This is a genomic window from Pusillimonas caeni, assembly GCF_003545815.1.
Lineage (GTDB): Bacteria > Pseudomonadota > Gammaproteobacteria > Burkholderiales > Burkholderiaceae_B > Pusillimonas > Pusillimonas caeni.
In genome coordinates this window covers 328,299-349,107 of record NZ_PDUW01000005.1, presented here as the reverse complement: position 1 = coordinate 349,107, position 20,809 = coordinate 328,299, and the positions used below count along the sequence as shown (strand labels likewise).

General features: G+C 54.2%; 22 protein-coding genes and 1 riboswitch. Of the genes, 18 read left to right on the top strand and 4 right to left on the bottom strand.

The genetic code is table 11. The features are described 5' to 3' along the window. Positions 1–195: 195 nt before the first annotated feature. Entirely contained in the window at positions 196–2,673 is a 2,478-nt protein-coding gene (locus CSC67_RS13565) for a heavy metal translocating P-type ATPase (RefSeq protein WP_118995040.1), read from the bottom strand. A gap of 377 nt (positions 2,674–3,050) precedes the next feature. Here CSC67_RS13565 and CSC67_RS13560 point away from each other — a divergent pair, with 377 nt between their 5' ends. From CSC67_RS13560 to CSC67_RS13500, 12 genes are all read left to right on the top strand, one after another. Next, positions 3,051–3,851, top strand: coding sequence for a class I SAM-dependent methyltransferase (locus CSC67_RS13560; RefSeq protein ID WP_118995039.1), 801 nt, complete (start codon positions 3,051–3,053; stop codon positions 3,849–3,851). Between the two features lie 630 nt (positions 3,852–4,481). Continuing rightward, the gene (gene ccmA / locus CSC67_RS13550) at positions 4,482–5,096 is read left to right on the top strand and encodes a cytochrome c biogenesis heme-transporting ATPase CcmA (RefSeq protein WP_118995037.1); all 615 of its coding nucleotides are present in this window, start codon (positions 4,482–4,484) and stop codon (positions 5,094–5,096) included. Beyond that, positions 5,093–5,776: a heme exporter protein CcmB gene (gene ccmB, locus CSC67_RS13545; protein ID WP_118995036.1), complete on the top strand. Its 684-nt coding sequence runs from the start codon at positions 5,093–5,095 to the stop codon at positions 5,774–5,776. Before ccmA ends, ccmB begins: the two co-directional genes overlap by 4 nt. Positions 5,777–5,787: 11 nt before the next feature. Further along, on the top strand, positions 5,788–6,525 hold the full coding sequence (gene ccmC / locus CSC67_RS13540) for a heme ABC transporter permease CcmC (protein ID WP_118995035.1): 738 nt from the start codon (positions 5,788–5,790) through the stop codon (positions 6,523–6,525). Then, entirely contained in the window at positions 6,522–6,704 is a 183-nt protein-coding gene (gene ccmD, locus CSC67_RS13535) for a heme exporter protein CcmD (RefSeq protein WP_118995034.1), read from the top strand. The genes ccmC and ccmD overlap by 4 nt, the downstream gene beginning before the upstream one ends. Then, positions 6,701–7,147 carry a cytochrome c maturation protein CcmE gene (ccmE, locus tag CSC67_RS13530; protein ID WP_118995033.1) on the top strand — a complete coding sequence of 149 codons (447 nt, stop codon included), beginning with the start codon at positions 6,701–6,703 and terminating at the stop codon, positions 7,145–7,147. Before ccmD ends, ccmE begins: the two co-directional genes overlap by 4 nt. A gap of 5 nt (positions 7,148–7,152) precedes the next feature. Continuing rightward, positions 7,153–9,114 (top strand): heme lyase CcmF/NrfE family subunit, encoded by a 1,962-nt coding sequence (locus CSC67_RS13525; protein ID WP_118995032.1) that lies wholly within the window; start codon positions 7,153–7,155, stop codon positions 9,112–9,114. After that, complete coding sequence (locus CSC67_RS13520) at positions 9,111–9,635, top strand: DsbE family thiol:disulfide interchange protein (RefSeq protein ID WP_118995031.1); 525 nt, start codon at positions 9,111–9,113, stop codon at positions 9,633–9,635. The genes CSC67_RS13525 and CSC67_RS13520 overlap by 4 nt, the downstream gene beginning before the upstream one ends. Further along, positions 9,632–10,087, top strand: a complete 456-nt coding sequence (locus CSC67_RS13515; RefSeq protein WP_118995030.1) for a cytochrome c-type biogenesis protein — start codon at positions 9,632–9,634, stop codon at positions 10,085–10,087. Before CSC67_RS13520 ends, CSC67_RS13515 begins: the two co-directional genes overlap by 4 nt. Continuing rightward, complete coding sequence (gene ccmI / locus CSC67_RS13510) at positions 10,084–10,941, top strand: c-type cytochrome biogenesis protein CcmI (RefSeq protein ID WP_118995029.1); 858 nt, start codon at positions 10,084–10,086, stop codon at positions 10,939–10,941. Before CSC67_RS13515 ends, ccmI begins: the two co-directional genes overlap by 4 nt. Positions 10,942–10,960: 19 nt before the next feature. Next, positions 10,961–11,578: a TlpA family protein disulfide reductase gene (locus tag CSC67_RS13505; protein ID WP_245220232.1), complete on the top strand. Its 618-nt coding sequence runs from the start codon at positions 10,961–10,963 to the stop codon at positions 11,576–11,578. Positions 11,579–11,621: 43 nt separating this feature from the next. Further along, on the top strand, positions 11,622–12,368 hold the full coding sequence (locus CSC67_RS13500; protein ID WP_118995028.1) for a cytochrome c biogenesis CcdA family protein: 747 nt from the start codon (positions 11,622–11,624) through the stop codon (positions 12,366–12,368). Positions 12,369–12,405: 37 nt separating this feature from the next. Here CSC67_RS13500 and CSC67_RS21575 read toward each other — a convergent pair whose 3' ends face one another. Further along, entirely contained in the window at positions 12,406–12,627 is a 222-nt protein-coding gene (locus CSC67_RS21575; protein WP_118995027.1) for a GDCCVxC domain-containing (seleno)protein, read from the bottom strand. Positions 12,628–12,951: 324 nt separating this feature from the next. Between CSC67_RS21575 and CSC67_RS13490 the strand changes: the two genes are divergently transcribed. From CSC67_RS13490 to dsbD, 3 genes are all read left to right on the top strand, one after another. Continuing rightward, positions 12,952–13,278 (top strand): four-helix bundle copper-binding protein, encoded by a 327-nt coding sequence (locus CSC67_RS13490; RefSeq protein ID WP_118995026.1) that lies wholly within the window; start codon positions 12,952–12,954, stop codon positions 13,276–13,278. Positions 13,279–13,698: 420 nt separating this feature from the next. Continuing rightward, a complete protein-coding gene (locus CSC67_RS13485; RefSeq protein ID WP_209304329.1) occupies positions 13,699–13,971 on the top strand; it encodes a DUF2933 domain-containing protein in 273 nt (90 codons plus the stop codon). A gap of 138 nt (positions 13,972–14,109) precedes the next feature. Further along, positions 14,110–16,062 (top strand): protein-disulfide reductase DsbD, encoded by a 1,953-nt coding sequence (dsbD, locus tag CSC67_RS13480; protein ID WP_118995025.1) that lies wholly within the window; start codon positions 14,110–14,112, stop codon positions 16,060–16,062. Positions 16,063–16,116: 54 nt separating this feature from the next. Here dsbD and CSC67_RS21770 read toward each other — a convergent pair whose 3' ends face one another. Further along, positions 16,117–16,254 carry a metal-sensitive transcriptional regulator gene (locus CSC67_RS21770; RefSeq protein WP_425337655.1) on the bottom strand — a complete coding sequence of 46 codons (138 nt, stop codon included), beginning with the start codon at positions 16,252–16,254 and terminating at the stop codon, positions 16,117–16,119. Between the two features lie 45 nt (positions 16,255–16,299). Further along, complete coding sequence (gene mntP, locus CSC67_RS13470; RefSeq protein WP_118995023.1) at positions 16,300–16,863, bottom strand: manganese efflux pump MntP; 564 nt, start codon at positions 16,861–16,863, stop codon at positions 16,300–16,302. Between the two features lie 51 nt (positions 16,864–16,914). After that, positions 16,915–17,043, bottom strand: a riboswitch (yybP-ykoY riboswitch). Between the two features lie 395 nt (positions 17,044–17,438). Between mntP and CSC67_RS13465 the strand changes: the two genes are divergently transcribed. The 3 genes from CSC67_RS13465 to CSC67_RS13455 all read left to right on the top strand — a co-directional run bounded on the left by CSC67_RS13465 (position 17,439) and on the right by CSC67_RS13455 (position 20,787). Next, on the top strand, positions 17,439–18,461 hold the full coding sequence (locus CSC67_RS13465) for a glycosyltransferase family 2 protein (protein WP_118995022.1): 1,023 nt from the start codon (positions 17,439–17,441) through the stop codon (positions 18,459–18,461). Positions 18,462–18,763: 302 nt separating this feature from the next. Next, the gene (locus CSC67_RS13460; RefSeq protein WP_118995021.1) at positions 18,764–19,459 is read left to right on the top strand and encodes a heavy metal response regulator transcription factor; all 696 of its coding nucleotides are present in this window, start codon (positions 18,764–18,766) and stop codon (positions 19,457–19,459) included. A gap of 53 nt (positions 19,460–19,512) precedes the next feature. After that, positions 19,513–20,787, top strand: a complete 1,275-nt coding sequence (locus CSC67_RS13455; RefSeq protein ID WP_167752891.1) for a histidine kinase dimerization/phospho-acceptor domain-containing protein — start codon at positions 19,513–19,515, stop codon at positions 20,785–20,787. Positions 20,788–20,809: the final 22 nt, after the last annotated feature.

Below are 20,809 nucleotides of genomic sequence, written 5' to 3'. Positions count from 1 at the left end.
CGCTACTTTAATCATGTAACCGCGACAGTAGACAGACTTTTGAATTACATTTACGCAAGGTTTAAAAAACCAATCTACTCCAACAAAAGCGGGCCGCCCGCCAATAGAGCCGGGTGGCTGCTACGGTTTGGAACTGGAGGGCTGTGTCGAAACAGGGACGGTTCACATCCATTAAAACTTCGTCATGCTCTTTCTTCACGCCTCACGATAAGCGAGTAAGCGCAGCGCATTGAAAACCACGAGCAGCGTGGAGCCTTCGTGTATGGCTACTGCAGGGCCAATGCCGAGTCCAAAAATAGTTGCAGGTACGAGAACGGCCACAATACCCAGACTGACATAAACATTTTGGCGGATCACTGAACGGGTGTGCCGGCTCAGGCCTACGGCGAACGGTAGGTGCCGCAGATCATCTGCCATCAGGGCTACATCGGCGGTTTCCAACGCAACATCCGAGCCGGCTGCACCCATCGCGATGCCCACAGTTGCATTGGCCATTGCCGGAGCATCGTTCACGCCGTCACCGACCATAGCCACTTTCACTTCCTGCCGGAGCTTGCGAATCGCATCAACCTTGTCCTCAGGCATTAAGTCACCCCAAGCTTCGTTAATTCCGACCTGGCTCGCGACAGCCTCCGCGACTTTCTGGTGATCACCTGAAATCATAATCATGCGACTAATGCCGAGTTCACGCAGTTGCTGCAGGGCTTCGTTGGCATCTGCACGTGGCGTATCCAGCAAACCGATGGCGCCGAGGTCGCGGTCGCCACGCCGTACGACCATGGTGGTGCGCCCGCCCTCGCGCAGGCGCTCGATTGCTGCTCGAGTTGCAGTACCCAGGGGCGGAACTCCATCTATGCCGAACATCTCGATCTTGCCTATCCAGACAGGCGCTCCTTCCAGGGTGGCAGTGACGCCGCGGCCGATGAGGTTTTTCAGGCTATCTGCTTTGGGTACTTGCTTCCCGTTCAGGCGTTCACTGCCATCACGAGCGATCGCGGCAGCTAAAGGGTGATCGCTAAGCGACTCGACGGCCACGGCTACGGAGAGCAACTCTTCCTCACTTACTCCATCTACTGCTACCACATCGGTGATACGAGGGCGACCTTCGGTTAGTGTGCCGGTTTTGTCAAAAGCCATTGCATTGAGTGAGCCTAGTTCCTCTAATGGCGCACCGCCTTTAATCAAAACACCACCACGTGCTGCTCGCGCGATGCCCGATAGCACTGCGCTGGGCGTGGCGATCGCCAACGCGCAAGGGCTAGCCGCCACTAGCACCGCCATAGAGCGGTAGAAGCTGTCACGGAATGGTTCGTCGATTACTACCCATGCGAACAACAGAATGACCGCTAAGCCTAGCACGACAGGCACGAAAACGCGTTCGAATCTGTCGGTAAAGCGTTGCGTAGGTGATTTGCGTGTTTCGGCTTCATTCACCATCTTGACAACCCGCGCCAGCGTGGATTCGCTGGAAAGGCGAGTGACCTCGATTTCGAGAGCGCCTTCGCCATTGATAGTGCCTGCGAAGACTCGTGAAGCGGCGTTCACGCTGGCGGGCCGTGTACGCGCCTGCTTAGCATCATCGACCGGACGTTTGTCTAGAGGAATGCTCTCACCTGTGATCGGGGCCTGATCAATGGCAGATGTGCCATGCACGACGAAGCCATCGGCTGGCAAACGTTGGTTGGGTTTTACCAGCACGATGTCGCCAATAGTTAATTTGTCGACGGATACCTCTTTGGTTTGGCCATTAAGTCGGACAGTCGCCGTGTCTGGCGCCAGTTCGGCCAACGCCTGGATGGCGCGTTTAGCGCGTCCCATCGCGTAATGCTCCAATGCATGTCCCAGGCTAAATAGGAATAGCAAGAGTGCGCCCTCGGCCCAAGCGCCTAGCGTTGCGGCGCCGACAGCGGCAACCAACATCAACATGTCGATTTCGAAGCGCTTGAGCTTGAGATTATCGATCGCTTCGCGCAGGGTGTAGAACGCACCGAAGAAATAGGACAGGATGTAGCCCGTCATGGGCAGCCAGTCAGGAGTGCTCGCAATGAGCTTCTCGATGGCCACACCAATACCAAGAAGCACGCCGCAGGTCAGTGCGAAGATTAGCTCGGTGTTGGCGCCGAACACGCCTCGATGTTCATGCTCATGGATACGATCATCTTTCTGGCCAGGTTCGTGACGATGATCGGTTTCTCCGTGCGCGGCATGTTGTGGCATAACCGAGTCCTGACGTGGCTGAACGCCGAGATCGGAAAGTGCTTGGGCAATAGATTGCTCATTGCCGATTCGGCGGTCATAGTCCACGTGCACCTGTCCTGTCGCACTGGCTTCGGCATCAAGCACGCCTGGCAGCCTTAGCAGGATGTCCGTCACTGTTCTGGCGCGGCGCGCATGGTTGATGCCCTCAGTCTGCCACAGTATATGCCCGAAGCGATCAGTGATCTGCGCCCCTGCGGCGTTGACAATTTCGCGGACGCGAGACAGTGGGAGCACTTCAGGATTGTGATGAATGCAAAGTTGTGCCGGCGTATCGTCTTGAGCAGCCTCTACATGTACTGTGTCGATACCTTGACGGCCTCGTAAATCGTCAATCAGGCGCTGAACGATGACATCCTGCGCGTCGGCGATTTGGGGCAGAATCAGCGGAATATCTAGACGTAATTTATTGGCCATGTCTATGATGGGAAGTATGAAACGCCATTTGGTTTCCTTGATGTATTGTGAAGGCCCAAATTTTGACTATGTTGTCCGGTGCTGCGTCAAATAAAACACTGATTCTAGCGGGCGCCTAGTCTACAGGTATGGGAGGACTAGATGGAGAGAGTTAACGGCATAACCGTGTTTGGCTCATCTTAACAGTCCTGCATTAGTTGATGGCGTTCGGAGATAAGGCTCGACGCTCGTTGATCAGACCACGTGAAATTTTCAAGGAATTGCTGCCAGGTCTTTACCTGTGAATCGGCTATTCTGACAATTCAATTACGCCCTGATTACATTTTCGTCATCTCTGTATAAACGAACCTGCCTTCTGGTAACTTTTATAAAGCGGGTTGGAGTTTAGAGCGGCAGAAGTATATGAGCGTTACCTTAGCCGTGCTATTGCAGATCCTTGGACGCGCGTGCTGCTTGAATTGGCGTCACCTCAACCCGGCGAGCGGGTTTTGGATCTTGCCTGCGGTACAGGCAGTGTCGCGAGACAGGTCGCTCCAACGGTTGGGGTAAGTGGTCAGGTCGTTGCTCTGGATATCAATGCGGAAATGCTTGAGGTGGGTCGTGCACAACCGGCACCGGCCGGCGCTTCGATACTCTGGCAGGAGGGTAATGCAATTCGCCTCGAACTTCCCGCTGACGCATTTGATCTTGTGTTGTGTCAACAGGGACTTCAGTTCTTTTCCGACCGAGAGCTTTCAACTCGCGAAATGCGGCGCGTGTTGCCTAGTGGCGGTAGCGCAGTCATCAGTGTGTGGCAGTCCCTGAACCAACATCCCGTGTATGAGGCGTTGTTTACAGTAACTGCACGTCTTCTTGAGGTGCCCATCACTGCAGTCGATGTTGCCTTTTCATTATCAAGCCCCGATGAGCTATACACATTGCTGCATGAAGCAGGCTTTCAATCTATCGATATTACCCCGCGGTCGCTGTCCATTCGTCTGCCCGAGCCAGAAAGGTTTGTGCAGCTCTCGATAGAAGGTGCAGCCACGTCAGTGCCGGCGTTTGCATCTATGGATGGCACAGAGCGCCTCATTCTTGTCGACGAGGTAAGGGCGAAGACTCATGACATCGTGGAACGCTTTCGGGATGGGCGCTTTCTTGCGTTTTCTATGACGACAAACATCGCGATCGTAAGATAACCAACCCCCAACTTTTCATAGGCTCATTTCTAAGGCGCGCCTTTCATTTGCTACAATCTTACACGCGATGAAGAAATTTCTCCTTATTTTTATGCTGGTTATGCTGCCGCTCCAGGCGTCGTGGGGCGTTGTGAGTATGTATTGCCAGTCGGAAAGCGAGATTTGTATCGAGCCTTGTTATAACGAAGCGCAAGAGCCGCGTGTCTATTTAATCGACGGGTCCCAGCAAGATGCTTCCTCTTCAGGATTTCTGAGCCAATACGAGCATTCGTGCCAAGGGTCAGCGGCTTCGTTCATTCCATCTGCACATCAAACCATTCCTTCCTTATCGGCTAGCTCGGTCGTTCAGTTTCCTGAGGCCATTCTTAGCTTGCCTACCTACTCCGAGCGGCCAGAGCGGCCCCAGTGGCTTTTCGTTGCCTAAGCTGGCACGCCGCTGACTCGACTTTCTTCCTGCTCCATACCTACGTCTACAGCGTCGTCGCGTTCAATTGACTTTGATCGCGTGCCCAGCCATTTGCGACGGTAGCGCTAAGCTCCGCATGTAACGGACGATCCGTTGCATATCGGCGCCTGGCCAGAATACCGATGTCACTTGGTGATTAACGTTATTGCAAGCAAAGGTCGACGGTGCTTGAAGCCATCAATCTGGACTGTGTGCGCGGTGAGCGCCGCCTATTTCATAACCTGAACTTTCACCTTGACGCAGGTGAGTGCCTATTGGTGCGCGGCCAGAACGGCAGCGGCAAAACCAGTCTCCTGCGCATGCTGGTGGGGCTAACGCCTGCGGCTGCCGGCGCCGTTCATTGGCAGGGAAGTCCAATAAAGAAGCTGGGCGACGGGTACCGTCGCGAGCTACTGTATTGCGGCCACTCGTTGGGCCTGAAGGACGATCTAAGTGCTACCGAGAACTTGACCTCGGGCATGGCGTTGTCTGATGAGTCGGTTACTGCGGATGCTGTGCTCGACGCCTTGGGTCAAGCTGGGTTGCAAGGCAGGGAGCACCTATCGGTGCGAGCCTTATCACAGGGTCAAAAGCGCCGTGTAAATCTGGCTAGGCTACTACTGCAAAAGCGTGCCTTGTGGGTGCTCGATGAACCCCTGACGGCGTTGGATGCTCAAGCCAGCCAATGGGTAGTACGGGTAATCGATCAGCATTTGAGTGGGGGCGGGATCGTTGTCTTGACGACGCATCAGGATTTGACGTTGGTAGGTACTGCGCACGTTATACGAGTGGGCGTATGAACGACATCATTGGCCTATCCGTACTTCGCGGGGTAATACATCGAGATTTAAGGCTCGCCATGCGGCGCAAGTCCGATGTGCTGGCACCGCTTTTTTTCTTTGTGATCGTAGTCAGCCTGTTTCCGCTGGGCATTGGCGCTGAGCGCGACACGTTGCGGCAGATCGCCCCAGGGATTCTTTGGGTGGCAGCACTGCTTGCGTCCATGTTGTCGCTTGATCGGTTGTTCGAACAAGATTATGTCGACGGCACCCTGGAGCAAATGGCGCTTTCACCCGCTCCGTTGGCTATGTTGGTGCTCGGCAAAGTGACGGCGTATTGGTTGTTGACGGGCTTTCCCTTGACGGTGCTGGCTCCGCTCCTGGCACTGCAATTCGATCTGCCAATTTCTTCGTTAGTGATACTGGCTGCGTCGTTGGCCATCGGCACGCCTGTACTCAGCTTTATTGGCGCGATCGGAGCGAGTTTGACCCTGGGCCTGCGAGGCGGCAGTGTCCTGGTCGCTTTGCTTGTGCTTCCGCTTTATGTGCCCGTGCTGATCTTTGGCGCGGGTTCCGTAGACGCCGCCGCTGCAGGTCTGGGGGCTACGGCGAATCTGTCGCTGTTAGGCGCCGTGCTGGTTTTAACTGGCTTTTTCGCACCGTTAGCCACCACCGTGGCACTACGGATTGCGTTGGAATAATGAGCAAGTGAATGATTAATTGGTTTAAGTACTCATCACCCAAAATGTTTTACCCGCTTGCCGGGAAGCTGATTCCCTGGTTTGGAGCCGCCGCCGCGATTCTCACGGCCATAGGGATGTACGTGGGATTCTTCATGGCTCCCACGGATGCCCAGCAGGGTGAGGGCTATCGCATCATCTTCGTTCATGTGCCGGTCTCCTGGATGTCGATGTTCATTTATGTGGTCATGGCTTTCTGGGCTGCGATAGGGCTGGCATTTAACAATCGTTTAGCCGCCATGATGGCTTCGGCGTTGGCCCCCACCGGCGCCATGTTCACGTTTCTTTCACTCTGGACAGGCGCCTTGTGGGGCAAGCCCATGTGGGGAACCTGGTGGGTCTGGGATGCACGCCTGACCTCCGAGCTGATTCTTCTCTTTTTGTACATCGGTTTTATGGCGCTTCAGTCGGCAATTGATGAGCCCCGGCGCGCGGATAAGGCCGGTGCTGTTCTTGCCCTTGTGGGCGTGGTCAATATTCCCATTATTTATTTTTCAGTGCAATGGTGGAACACCTTGCATCAGGGTGCATCAGTTTCGCTGACTCGAGCGCCCTCAATGGCCATGATCATGCTTGCCGGCATGCTGATTATGGCCCTGGCGTCATGGATGTATACAGTTGCGATCGTGCTGATGCGCGTGCGCTGCATCATTTTGGAGCGCGAACAGCATGCTGGGTGGTTAGACGAATTGAAGGAGGTAAAGCAATGAATTGGACGAATCCGGCTGAATTTTTTGCCATGGGCGGCTATGGACAGTACGTATGGGGCTCATTCGGTGTTGCTATTGCGGTTCTGTGCGCCGAATGGCTTGTGCTGCGTCAGCGCCGACTAGCGGCTTTATCGCAAGTAAGGCGACAGTTAATCCTGAGAAAGGAGCAGTCTCGATGAAAAATCGCCATAAGCGCCTCGCGCTCATTGCTGGCGGCGTGGCCGTGTTCGGCATCGCCGCAGCGTTGGTGCTCAATGCTTTTCAGAGCAACCTTGTATTTTTCTTCACGCCTACGCAGGTGAGCGCCGGTGAAGCTCCTCAGGCACGGACGTTTCGCGTCGGAGGCATGGTGCAAGCCGGCAGTGTGCAACGCCAAGGTGATGGGCTCACGGTTAAATTCGTGGTGACCGATACCGCCAAAATGATACCGGTCAGTTATACGGGGATATTGCCCGACCTGTTTAGCGAAGGCAAAGGGGTGGTGGCCCAAGGCAAGCTCGGCGCCGATGGGTTGTTCCGGGCGGAAGAGGTGCTTGCCAAACACGATGAGAACTATATGCCCGCTGAAGCGCAGCATGCGTTGGATGAGGCCGCCAAGAACACCATTGCTACGAGGCCATAACGCTCATGATTGCTGAACTCGGTCATTTCTCACTGATTCTCACGCTATTCGTGGCGCTAGCCCAGGGCTGTTTGGCCCTCGCGGGCGCGGCGCGCGGCAATGCTGTCTGGATCGCCTTTGCTCGACCGGCCGCGCGAGCACAGTTCCTTTTAATTATTGTTAGCTTCGCGACGCTGGTTTGGTCTTTTATCGTCAAGGACTTTTCGGTGGCTTACGTCGCCCAGAACTCCAACTCGCAATTACCCTTGCTTTACCGTATCGCCGCCGTCTGGGGCGGCCACGAAGGATCGCTCTTGTTGTGGCTGCTGATGCAAACAGGCTGGGGGTACGCTGTAAGTGTGTTCTCAAAGCAACTGCCCGATGCCATGGTGGCACGTGTATTGGGGGTGCTGGGCCTGGTCACCGCTGGATTCTTGCTCTTTGTGCTGTTTACCTCTAACCCGTTCGAGCGCCTGGTGCCGGCGCCGATAGAAGGTATGGATTTGAATCCGCTACTGCAAGATATTGGGCTGATATTTCATCCGCCACTGCTGTACATGGGGTATGTCGGATTTTCAGTGGCGTTCGCGTTTGCCATTGCCGCATTGCTGGCGGGGCAACTCGACTCGACGTGGGCCCGTTGGTCCCGGCCCTGGGCGACGGCGGCGTGGCTGTTCCTGACCTTGGGCATTGCCCTGGGAAGTTGGTGGGCCTATTACGAGCTGGGTTGGGGCGGCTGGTGGTTCTGGGATCCTGTAGAAAACGCCTCTTTTATTCCGTGGCTGGTGGGCACCGCATTAATTCACTCCCTGGCGGTAACTGAAAAGCGCGCCAGTTTTAAGAATTGGACAGTACTGCTTGCTATCAGCACGTTCTCGCTTTCATTGCTGGGGGCTTTCCTCGTACGGTCAGGCGTGTTGACGTCAGTACACACGTTCGCCACCGATCCGCGTCGCGGCGTGTTTATTTTGATGTTGTTCGTCGTGGTGGTGGGCTCGTCATTGCTCCTATTTGCGCTGCGTGCGCCCAAGGTAGGCATGGGCGGACGTTTTGAGCTGATATCGCGAGAGTCTCTGTTGCTAGTGAATAACGTATTGTTGGCCGTTGCAGCCGGCGCCGTCATTCTCGGAACGTTGTATCCGCTTTTTATCGATGCGCTCGGGTTAGGCAAACTATCCGTAGGACCGCCATACTTCAATGCCGTTTTCATACCGCTGATGGTGCCGGCGCTGCTTCTTATGGCTGTAGGTCCGGTGGCTAACTGGAAGTCGGCCAAGATTAGTGCTCTGACCAAACATCTACACCTTCCGGCCGTAGTGGCTCTCGTGGTCGGTGTCGGCGCCCCGTTCGCACTAGGACGCTGGTCAGTGCTGGTGGCTTTAGGTTTGGCGCTGGCCACATGGATTGCGACCGCCGTGGTCAAGGGCATCGTTGACCGCATGCGTGCTACGCGTACTGGGCTGCGCGCCCAACCGCGCAGTTGGCTAGGCATGCATCTGGCCCATTTAGGCATTGCGGTGTTCGTGGCCGGAGTGACGCTCGTCATGGGCTATGAGACTGAGCAGGACGTGCGCATGGCGCCTGGCAGCACGGTAAGCGCAGGCGGCTATGACCTGAAGTTTTTAGGCGTAAATAAAGTACAGGGACCTAATTACATGGCTGAAGTCGGTGATATTGAACTATCACGCGATGGACGAATTTTGCGTCTGCTTCATCCCGAAAAACGCAGCTACTTCTCCTCTGAAATGCCGATGACTGAAGCGGCCATTGACGCCAACGGATTGCGTCACGTCTATGTCGCCCTAGGTGAACCGCTTGCCGACGGGGCCTGGAGCGTACGGGTTTACTACAAACCATTCGTTGACTGGATCTGGATTGGGTGCATCTTGATGGCACTGGGGGGGCTGCTGGCCATTAGCGATCGCCGTTATCGACTTAAGCGTCGTGCACAAAAAGCTGCCTTGGTTGCAGAAGGAGCCACATCATGAGTCGTTTTGTATGGCCGTTGGCCGTTTTTCTCGTGCTGGTGGGCTTCCTGGCGTTTGGTTTGACACTCAAACCCAGCGAAGTTCCTTCGCCTTTAATTGACAAGCCAGCACCGAGTTTCACCTTGCCGCAGCTGGCATCACCAGAAGAAACGTTTTCACCAGAAGCCATGAAAGGCAAAGTGTGGCTGCTGAATGTGTGGGCCTCCTGGTGTTATGCCTGCCTTGAAGAGCATCCTGTGATTACGGCGTTGGCTAAAACACATGGGGTACCCATTGTCGGCCTTAACTACAAAGATATACGCGGGGAAGCCATTTCGTGGTTGGAACGCCATGGCAATGGATATGTGTTGTCCGTATCCGATACGCAAGGGCGCGTGGGCATCGACTATGGCGTTTATGGCGTGCCCGAGACCTTTGTTATCGATAAGGAAGGCTTCATTCGTTACAAGCACATCGGTGCAGTAACCGATAGTGCGGTACGCGACACGATACTACCGCTGATACGGGAGCTTGAGCAATGAAACGTTGGTGGCTGACATTATTGTGCGCGGTCATCGCCTTGCCATCGTGGGCGGATAACGGCGCGGCGGAAAAGCGCATGTTGGGTATTGCTGGCGAGCTGCGCTGCCTGGTGTGCCAGAACGAATCAATCGCGGCCTCGCGCGCCGACCTGGCCGTGGATTTGCGTCAGCAGATACGCGAACAGATTCAAGCGGGCAAAAGCGATGCCGAGATTAGAGCCTATATGGTTGATCGTTATGGTGATTTCGTACTCTATCGCACGCCATTAAAAGCCACCACGCTATTGCTATGGTTTGGCCCCATGCTGCTGCTCGCCTTTGGGCTTCTTGTTCTGGCGACAACATTGCGCCGCCGCAAAAGCAGTGTGGCTGACGCGTTGTTAAGCGACGATGAGCGCAAGAGAGCGCAGGCGCTGCTAGCGCGAACCACGGACAACGGAACAGAACCATGAATTTAATTTTTATCGTAATTGCTGCATTACTTGCTTCTGGTGTCACCTTGTGGCTCGTGCTTGCTCTGTGGCGCCGACCCAAGCTCAATAACAGTATGGAGCATCACACCGTCAATGCGACCGTGCTGCGCGACCAATTGGCTGAGCTGGAGCAGGATCGCGCTAACGGTATATTGTCTTTGCATGATCACGCTGCGGCCCAACAAGAGCTGCAACGGCGTGTGCTGGATGAGGCAACACCCGTTCAGAGTACGGGGCTACGACGCCAGAGCAGCAAGCAAGCCGCGATAGTGCTGGCCACCGTCCTGCCAGTGGCTGCAACGCTTGCGTATCTGTCGATAGGAAACCCCGCAGCGATTACCCCACCGCCAGTGCAAAGTGCGCCCGCCATGACACAAGCCGATGTGCAGGCCATGGTGGACTCGCTCGCGGCGAGGCTGGCGCGCAATCCCGATGATCCCTCTGGCTGGCTCATGCTGGCGCGCTCTTATCGCTATTTTGAGCGGTATGCCGACGCGGCGGCGGCCTTTGGCAAAGCGACTGCCGTCATACAGACCGATCCTTTGGCGTTGTCTGAGTATGCCGAAACTCTGGCCAGAAGCAGTGGAACCGGATTTATAGGGGAACCCACCCAACTACTGGAGCGCGCATTAGCACTTAATCCTAACGAGCCATTCGCTCTGACTTTGGCGGGCGCCGCAGCACGTGAGCGCCAAGATTATCCGGCAGCTATCGATTACTGGCAACAGTTACTCGGACTGCTTCCAGCTGATTCGGACGCCGCGCAGGCCGTCGCAGACACCATAGAGCGGGCTCGCCGAGAACAAGCCGAAACGGCGACCGCCAAGAACTGATGGATGCTGAACATTAACAATGAAGAACTCTTTTAAGATAATTGCATGGGCGGCGATGGCGTTAATTTGCGTGATCGCCATCGCGACAGCTTTGTTTTTTTACCAACGTAATAATGCCTCGAAAAGCTTCCTTAGTGGTGTGCTTAATGTTTCGGTGGACATAGGAGGGCAGCGCTTCATGCGCTGGCATACGCCACGCGAACTGCCTTTGATCTCCTTCCAGGATGGGACGGGTAAGACGGTAACTTTGGCCGATTTTCATGGGCGTGTCATATTGCTGAATCTATGGGCGACCTGGTGTCCTCCGTGTCGGGAGGAGATGCCGTCCCTGGACCGGCTAAATGCCAAGCTTGGTGACCCAGACTTTGAAGTCGTTGCCCTGTCGATTGATCGGGATCCTGATTTGATCAAACCGTTCTATCAGGATTTTGGTATTCGAACGTTAAAGCATTACGTTGACCCGACGACAAGGGTTTCAGACACGCTGCGTGCGCCGGGCGTGCCAACAACGCTATTGATTGATCGAGAAGGGCGCGAAATCGGCAGGGCGATGGGGCCCGCTGCCTGGGATGGCCCGCAAGTTGAAGCATTAATTGATGGCGCACTGCTGCACGCCTCTATTCGGGACTCAAAGTGATGCGAGATAAGAATAGAGCAGACTACCAACTGGGGATGATGCGATGCTTGAATTAACTGTCATTGGGCTATTAACGGCGTTTTTCGCCGGTATTGCTTCCTTCCTATCGCCCTGTGTTTTACCGCTCGTGCCAGGTTACCTCTCCTATATTGCGGGCGATTCGGTTCAGTCCAGTACCTCTCATACTGAAGCACGTGTGGCTCGCTGGCGAGCATTGGGCCTTAGTGCGTGTTTCGTTGCTGGCTTCTCCATGGTGTTTCTGATTTTAGGGGCCAGCATCACCGCAATTGGGCGTTTGTTTCTATCGTATCGCTATGAACTGAATATTGCCGCGGGAGGCGTTATTGTCATCGCCGGCCTGATGATTATGGGCGTCATACGTGCCCCGCTATGGATGCAGCGTTACTACCGCTTCGAGCCGCGTAGCGGTAGCGGTAAGCCTTGGTCGGCGACCGTGCTTGGCATGGCGTTCGGTTTCGGTTGGACGCCGTGTATTGGCCCCGTACTTGGCGGTATTTTGATACTCGGGGCCACGTCTGAGAGCCTTGGGCAGGGAGTATTGCTTTTGGGTATTTACGCACTGGGTTTAGGTGTGCCGTTCCTGCTTTCCGCGTACTTCATGACGCCGTTTATGCGTCGAATAGGTTCATTGCGCCGAACGGGTCGTTATCTTCAGATAATCACCGGTGCGATTCTGGTACTGATGGGCATTGCGGTGGCAAGTGGACAGTTGGTGCGTTTTGCTATTTGGTTACTGAGGACGTTTCCGGCGCTTGGGGCGATTGGGTAGTTGCGTGGTCTTCCGTGTTTTGCTTCTTGATATCCGGTCAGCCACAACAGCCGTGCTGTTTGCCGTTTTCTTGAACTGGTGGGCATGGCTCGGACCCGTATGAACAATAAACACAGCAGTCGCCGGGTTGTGGTTTCAGAATAGCCCGGCATTGCTTGCACTCGTAGAACCATAGGCAGGCATCGGTCGGCATGGTTTCCGTTTTGACATTCCCACATCGGGGGCAGGTTAGCGTGGACTTTAGGACAACAGCACTCATTCCATATTTCTCATCAGCAGTGTGTGCACATAATCGTGCTCAAGAAAGGCGTGACGATAATTCGGCGCGCGCAATGCTTCCACGTGCTCCAACAAGAGAGTATTGATTATCTTATTGAACTGCAGTGTTATGGCGCTGACGCCAACATAACGCAAGCATTAAAAAATTGTAATACGAGGCGCATGTAGAGCACAGATCGCGTGAAGATAACGAGATTTTAGAACAAAGTACGGCGCTCAAGGCATTCAACTTGCTGGATAAGGCAAGTGGCATCGCGTAGCGAAGCCGCTTCCTAATCACAGCTTAAATTCTTTGGAGATTAATATGCCTCATGAAAAGTTTCAATCATGCATCGACGCTTGTTATGCTTGCGCTACCGAATGCGACCACTGCGCTGTTTCATGCCTGGGGGAACAAGACGTCAAAGCGATGGCACGCTGCATAAAGCTAGACATGGACTGCGCGCAAATTTGCCGCCTAGCGGCCAGTTATATGGCCAGGGACAGTGAGTTTGCCCAAGCCCTTTGTCGCCTGTGCGCCGATGTTTGCCAAGCTTGCGCGGATGAGTGCGCCAAGCACCAAATGGATCACTGCCAGCGCTGCGCCGAGGCTTGCCGCAAATGTGCCGAAGCGTGTAGGCGGATGGCATAGATGAACTACTGGGCGTACAGTACGCCCGATGCACGATGTGCTTTTTGATCAGCGCCTAGTCTGGCCAGAATGGCCGGACGGCGCTCAAACGCTGTAGCGCTGTCCGCTTAACTTGGCCCTCATCACGTTTATCAGCAGAGTAGACGTTCCCACAGAGACAATGTCAACCGGCAGATTTTTCGCCCACTGTATATATGGAACGCTTTGTCTTTTGTTCACTAGTGCTGCTGAAACGGGGCGACCGCTTTGTACATATAGCAACAAATTTTTTCCTCCCTCGAGCTCCTTTTCAAAGATGACGAAGATGTAATGTCCGCGCAATCTGCCTGACAGCAGCGAAGTATTACAGTAGGCTCGTCGCTGGATTTCTGCATAACTCATCCGCCACGCAAGTATAAGGAGCCAACAATGAAATGTGATATGAAGACGATGCTCAAGGCCGGTCTTGGGCTAGCCGTGTTAATTGCTGTCGCCTATGCAGCGTTGCCGGATGCTCGTGAGTGGATTACTGCGGCAAGCCCGTTCTTATTCTTCTTGATCTGTCCGTTGATGATGTTTTTCATGATGAAAGGCATGCAGTCGGGCCACAGCGATAACGAATCAAAGACGAGTGAACCCGCCCAAGCGCCAATGCCGGAAGTCGCTAATGTTGGGGACTACCCACGTGCACTAGAGCACAAGAAAGCACCTTGATACTGGAGCAGGCCATGGGAACCAGACTCACACGAATCGTTCTCCTGGCGCTAGCTGTAATTGGGTTGGTCGCTATTTTCGCCTTCGTTTTCATGGGCATCATAATGTTCTGAATGATGAGTAATTGAAGTGAACTCTATGCGTTTTCTGATAGCCATGCTGGTGTTGGCACTGGCGTGGTTACCTGGCGTTAGCTCCGCACAATTTTCTGAAATGCCAGCCGAGTCCACCGGTATTACAGAGTCGGTTTCTGCTTCCTCGGACAGTGGGATTCTAGGCCCCATGCGAAGTTGGTTTGGTGGCGAGAACTCTGACCAAGAGCTGTTGCCACCAGACGAAGCGTTCAAAGTCTCGGTGAGGGCACGCGACGCCGATACGCTGGTCGCTACGCTCACTGCAGCAGACGGCTATTATCTTTATCGGGATAGGATTGCGTTCGCTCTTCAGGCGTCATCCAGCGCAGCGATCAAGAACGTCGCGCTACCCCAAGGTAAGCTTAAGGATGACCCCACTTTTGGGCATGTCGAGGTGTATTACGGATCTGTCCAGATCCCAATTACGTTAAATCGGCTGTCTGGATCCATTTCCGATCCGCTGATTCTGCAAGCCTCCTATCAGGGTTGTAACGATCCGACCGGAGTCTGCTATCCACCAGTAAATACAACGCTGTCCGTAGTTTTTGTCGAGTCAGCCCAGACCAGCGCCGCCTCAGCGGGTGCTAACGTCGCGCAAGCTCAAGCGAGTAGCGGTATCCTGCGAAGCACTGCCAAGGGCCAAGTCTCGGAAACAAGCCTTGTACGAGATCTGTTCGCCCAGGACAATGCGTGGGCGCTCATAGCCGCCTTCTTTGGTTTTGGGTTGGTGCTGGCGTTTACACCCTGCATGCTACCCATGATTCCGATCCTGTCGGGAATGATTATTGGGCAGGGGCGCTCGTTAAGCCGCCGCCATGCCTTTGGCCTTTCTTTTGTTTATGTGATGGCCATGGCCATCACATACGCGCTCGCCGGTGTGGCCGCGGGGTTGGCAGGCACAATGCTCTCGGCATACCTGCAAAACCCGTGGGTGTTGGGCAGTTTTGCCCTCATCTTCGTGTTGCTTGCGCTGTCCATGTTCGGCTTTTATCAGCTTCAGATACCCGCTTCCATCCAAAGTCGCCTAGCGGGCGCCGCAAACCGGTCTGCCGGCGGCAAGGTCTTGAGCGTATCCGTTATGGGTGTGCTATCCGCCGTCATTGTCGGGCCGTGCGTTGCGGCACCCCTAGCCGGGGCACTGCTTTACATCGGGCAGACAGGAGATGTCGTGCTGGGTGGCTTGGCGCTTTTCTCGCTGGCCATAGGGATGGGTGTTCCGCTTCTGATCTTTGGCACCACAGCGGGTGCGCTTCTGCCTAAGGCCGGCTCGTGGATGAAATCAGTGCAGCACTTTTTTGGTGTCACGATGCTGGCGGTGGCCATCTACCTGATTTCCCCGGTGATACCTTCTGTCGTCCACATGAGCTTATGGGCCGCTTTGCTCATTATTTCTGCGATGTACTTGAAGGCATTGGACCCGCTACCAGACGGTTCGGCTGGCTTTGTACGTTTGGGCAAAGGGGTAGGGGTTATTGCGCTCATTTCAGGTTTGGCGCTGCTTATCGGCGTGCTGTCAGGAGGCCGCGATGTGCTGCAGCCCCTAAGCAGTTTAAGCGGTCCAGGTGCTGCAGCCATGCAGGATATCGGCTCGACCGAGTTGCAGTTCAAGAAAGTCACGAGCCTTGCCGACCTTGAGTCGCAATTGCAGGGGGCTGAAGGCCGCTATGTCATGCTCGATTTCTGGGCAGACTGGTGCATCTCGTGCAAGGAGATGGAGCGCTTCACGTTTACCGATGCCCAGGTGAGAAAGCGCCTGAAAGACGTCGTGTTGCTTAAAGCCGATGTGACCGCGAACGATGCCGAGGATCAAGCACTGCTTAAACGTTTTGGGCTCTTTGGCCCGCCAGGCATTATCTTTTTCGACAGACAAGGGGCGGAGATCGACTTTCAGGTTATCGGGTTTCAGGCGCCCCAGAAGTTCTTGCGCTCTTTAGACTCGGTCATGCCGGGTCAGTGAGGTCGAGGGCCAGACGCTCAGTTAAGTCACCCTGGAGCTTTACTTTAGGTAGGATCACAGCACCTTAGCCAGCTGGTTGGCCCCCTGTTCGCGTTCTGCCGCTGACAAACCCGCCGCAGCGATGTGCTCCCGAATTTGGCCTTCCAGCACCTTAATCATTAGGCCATGTATCGTGCCGCGGATCGCTGCAATCTGCTGGGGTATCCCTCTTTAGCGTCGCCCAAGTTCATTTGCTTCTTACATGGTGAGGTGTTCATACAGAATGACCGTACCAACGCCCATTAATGCCAACCCGCCAAGAATCTCCGCCCACTTGCCGGCCACATTGCCGATCAACCGGCCGACCATGACACCGAGCGTCACCATTACGAACGACGCCAAGCCAATGGCCGCAGCGGCTATCAGGATATTGTTATCGATAAAGGCTAGGCTGACGCCCACGGCCATCGCATCAATGCTGGTGGCGAACCCCGTGGCGGCAAGTAACCAAAACGAGTGACGGATCGCAGGAGTGGATTCGGCTTCTTTAGCCCGAAGGCGGGTGCGAATCATCAACACGCCCAAAATCGATAGGAGGGTGAAAGCGATCCAGTGATCCCAGTCTGCAACGAACTCGGCTGCGATGGAACCTAGAGCCCATCCAACTAACGGCGTGATGGCCTCGATTACACCAAAAATAATTCCGGTTCTTAGCGCTTCTGATAGGCGAGGATTGCGAAGGGCAGTACCTTTGCCCACGGCGGCCGCAAACGCGTCGGTAGACATGGCCAACGCCAGGATCATCGTAGAAACAAAATTCATGTGGGAGTGGTTCCAGCCGAGCGACACATGGACTTTCCGATACGGCTCGACAGCGTACTGGAAAAGTCTATGGTCTCGCCATGCCTTTCGGCCGGCTGCGCCATGGCGTTGGAGCCAAGAATGTTGACGCAATCCTTTCGCGCGAAGTCGAAAGTAGGCTACTCCCCAAAGAAGAGCCTGAATTTTAACACTTGATGGCATAGGAGCCGACGTGGGTGCTCGCAAGAGATCAGTCGGCGAATCCGCGAATCAAAGGTATTTTCCAATGGGCTCACAAGCTGGCCTTCCAGGCAGATTACAAAAAAGTAATCCAGGCGTCACGGATATGACAGCTGTATTTAATTAAAGTTGAGAAATAGCATCCTGTTGTTTCAGACGATTCGGCAGCCGTAGCGTTCAATAACGATTCATGCAGGATTCTCTTGAGCGAAGCATTCAGCTACGTTAGCTGTTCCTGGTGCGCTCACGCGGCGACGCCATTCTGCCCAGCCACCAATGATCAGTTGATTCGCTCCCTATACCAACGCCGCAATTGCGGTAATGAAATGTCATTTGTTACATAAGGATTGTATTCCATGAGCGCGTTGGTCGAGATAATGAACTCCGGGTTAGATAAGGCTGACATGACGGAGTTGTCGGTGGTGATTCCGTTGTACAACGAGCAGGAGGTCATCACGGTTATGTACGAGCGGCTGACCGCAGTGCTTGCCGAACTGCAGGTTGCTTATGAGCTGGTATTAGTGGATGATGGTAGTCGCGACGGTACGCCCGCTATGATGAGGCGGCTGGCCAAAGATGATTCGGCTGTCACGGCTGTATTCCTAAGCAGAAACTTTGGAAAGGAAGCGGCTCTGACAGCAGGTCTAGCGCATGCCGTCGGCGCTGCGGTCGTCATCATGGATGCCGATTTGCAGGATCCTCCAGAGTTAATCCCCCAAATGATGCAAGCCTGGAACGAGGGTGCGGACGTCGTTTGCATGCGCCGCAGCTCAAGAGCAGGCGAAACCTGGTTCAAGCGCCGCAGCGCACATCACTTCTACCGAGTGCTCAATGCTGTCAGCGACGTGGAGATCCCACCCGATACCGGTGATTTTCGCTTGTTAAGCCGCAAGGCTATCTATGCCCTGCAACAGTTGAACGAGCGGAATCGCTACATGAAAGGCTTGTTTGCCTGGATAGGCTTGCCCACGACAGTCATTGAGTATGATCGGATGCCGCGTGTGGCGGGCACTACCAAATGGAACTACGCCAGCCTGTTTAACCTCGCCTTTCAGGGCATTACTTCTTTCTCCACCGCTCCGCTGCGCCTTGTCGTCGCTGGAGGCCTGCTGACGGCATTTCTTGGCATTATTTTCGCCCTGTGGATTGTTGCCAAGACGCTTGTCTTCGGCGACCCAGTGCAAGGTTACCCTTCCCTCATTGCCATGATTACATTTCTTGGTGGTGCCCAATTGCTGTCAATTGGGCTGCTTGGCGAGTACATCGGCAAGACCTATTACGAAACTAAGCAACGTCCCGTGTATTTGGTGCATGAGGTGCTGAAGCGAGGAAGAGTAGTGGACCAAATGACTGCCAGTTCCGAGCGCTCACATGCATAAAATAGTCTCATATAGACCACTTGAACGGTGACGCATTGCGACGAGGCCTAAATATGTCAAAAATGTGATGGTAGCGACCATCCCATTGTTAGTGGCAGTTCACACGCCAAGCTACATATGCGGCCGAGATTACGAATTTGTAATGATTGTGTTCGTCTAATGACAGGCTGAATAACGTAACGTATACAGTTGCGAGAATACCGTGCGTTAGGAACGAGCTGCTAGTTACGACAGCAGATGCGGTGTTGCCTCACGCGCCACTGTGCGCTCAGCCCTTATCCCATGGAGGAATCACACCCGCAATGAAAGTTCTTGTGGTCGAAGATGAAAGAAAGCTTGCGGACTACTTACGTCGAGCATTGACGGAACATGGCTATGTGGTTGATGTGGCTGGCGATGGCAGGGAAGGTCTATATTTCGCACGGGAAACCCCATACGATCTTATCCTTCTGGATGTAATGTTGCCGGGTATGGATGGATTTCAACTATTACGCGAGCTGCGCAAGCAGGGTCGTGTGCCAGTGCTCATGCTTAGCGCAAGAGACCGGGTTGAAGACCGGGTAAGAGGGCTGGAGGATGGCGCTGACGATTACCTTCCCAAGCCCTTCTCGCTGACCGAGCTCATGGCTCGGATCTTCGCGTTGGTTCGTAGGAACGATCCTGCAAACTTGACTGACTCCCACACGAATATCGTTCGCGTAGCTGATCTAGAGTTGGATCTTCTGCGCCGACGCGTCTATCGGAACGAGCAGCCGATCAACTTGACTGTGAAGGAGTTCGCTTTGCTCCAGTTGTTCATGCGAAAGCGTGGCCAAGTCTTGTCTCGGCAGACTTTAGCGGAACAGGTATGGGATATTAATTTCAACAATAATACTAACGTAGTTGAAGCGGCCGTGCGGCGATTACGCGCAAAGGTGGATGGCCCGTTCGAGAACAAACTCATACACACCGTGCGCGGCATGGGCTATGTAATTGAGGCTCGGGATGCCGAATGTTGAGTTGCTCAAACTCAATTCGAGGCCGACTTTCGCGCTGGCTCGCGATACAGACCTTGGTAAGCGTAGGACTGATCTGTACAGCTGTCTATCTTGTTATTAGTTCGAATTTCGCGACCCGTCAGACCGAGCTTTTGGCGGAAAAGCAGAGGGCGATTCTGCATTTAACTACGGAAAATGTATCTAAAGATAGCTTCGAATCGTTGCAACATCAGCTCTTGGATTTCTTCCATGGCCATCCAGAGCTCTCGCTGGTTCTGCAAAGTAGCAGTGTGACCCAGACGTTTGGCAAAAGACCATTAAACGCCAAAGCAAGCATGTTTCGGCAGCTTACGTTTAAGCTACCTGAGTATGGACTATCGACTGGACCGATCCAAGCGCAACTGACCATGGACATCACTTCTGACGTCCGTTTTCTCAAAAGCTTGGCACTGGCTCTGTTTATTGGCGCAATTTTAGGCGCAGTACTCGCTTCGTTAGGTGCCGCGTGGTTGGTTCGCAGGGCGCTGACTCCGATCGATGCATTGAGTCGCCAGGTCGCAAAGCTGTCTCCAGAACGGTTGGGCGAGCGACTGGAGACGAAGACCCCTCTGGCAGAAATTCTACCGCTGATCGCCCAGTTCAACGCGTTGCTTGAACGTATCGAAGGTGCCTATGCTCAGATGGAGGAATTTAATGCCAATCTAGCCCATGAGTTAAGGACGCCGTTAGCAACGCTGATTGGTGAAACCGAGTTGGCATTAAGTACGAAACGCTATGAGCATTCGCTTAACGAAATGCTCGCTTCTAATCTGGAAGATCTACACAGAATGGAAAGAGTCATCAGCGACATATTGCTCCTCGCACGGGCCGATGGCGGCGCGCGGATTAAGACAGAACAGACCAACAGTATTGCCATTGCCATCCAGGAGGTTATGGATTATCACGAGGCTCAGGCCGAGGAAGCTGATGTGAAGTTACTGCTAGTGGGCGACGCCTCAGCAATGATAAGCCGTACGCTTTTTCAACGCGCCGTGTCGAATTTGCTATCAAACGCGATCCGGCATGCCGACGCGTTCACCGATGTGCTGATCGTGGCGGAAACAGCAGACGAAGAGGTGCGGATCGCAGTTTGTAATCTTGGCTCGCCTGTCGCACAAGAGCACCTGGTTAGGTGTTTTGGGAGGTTCGTCAGGTTACCAGCAGAGCAGGCGTCTAGCGATCGAGGTCATCTTGGGCTGGGGCTAGCAATCGTTGCCGCGATAGCTCGAATGCATGGCGGAAAAACGTTTTGTAGGACGGTCGATCGATTGGTTACTATGGGGTTTACAGTGGCTCGACCACTACATTAGTTTTGGCATTCGTGTTCGGATA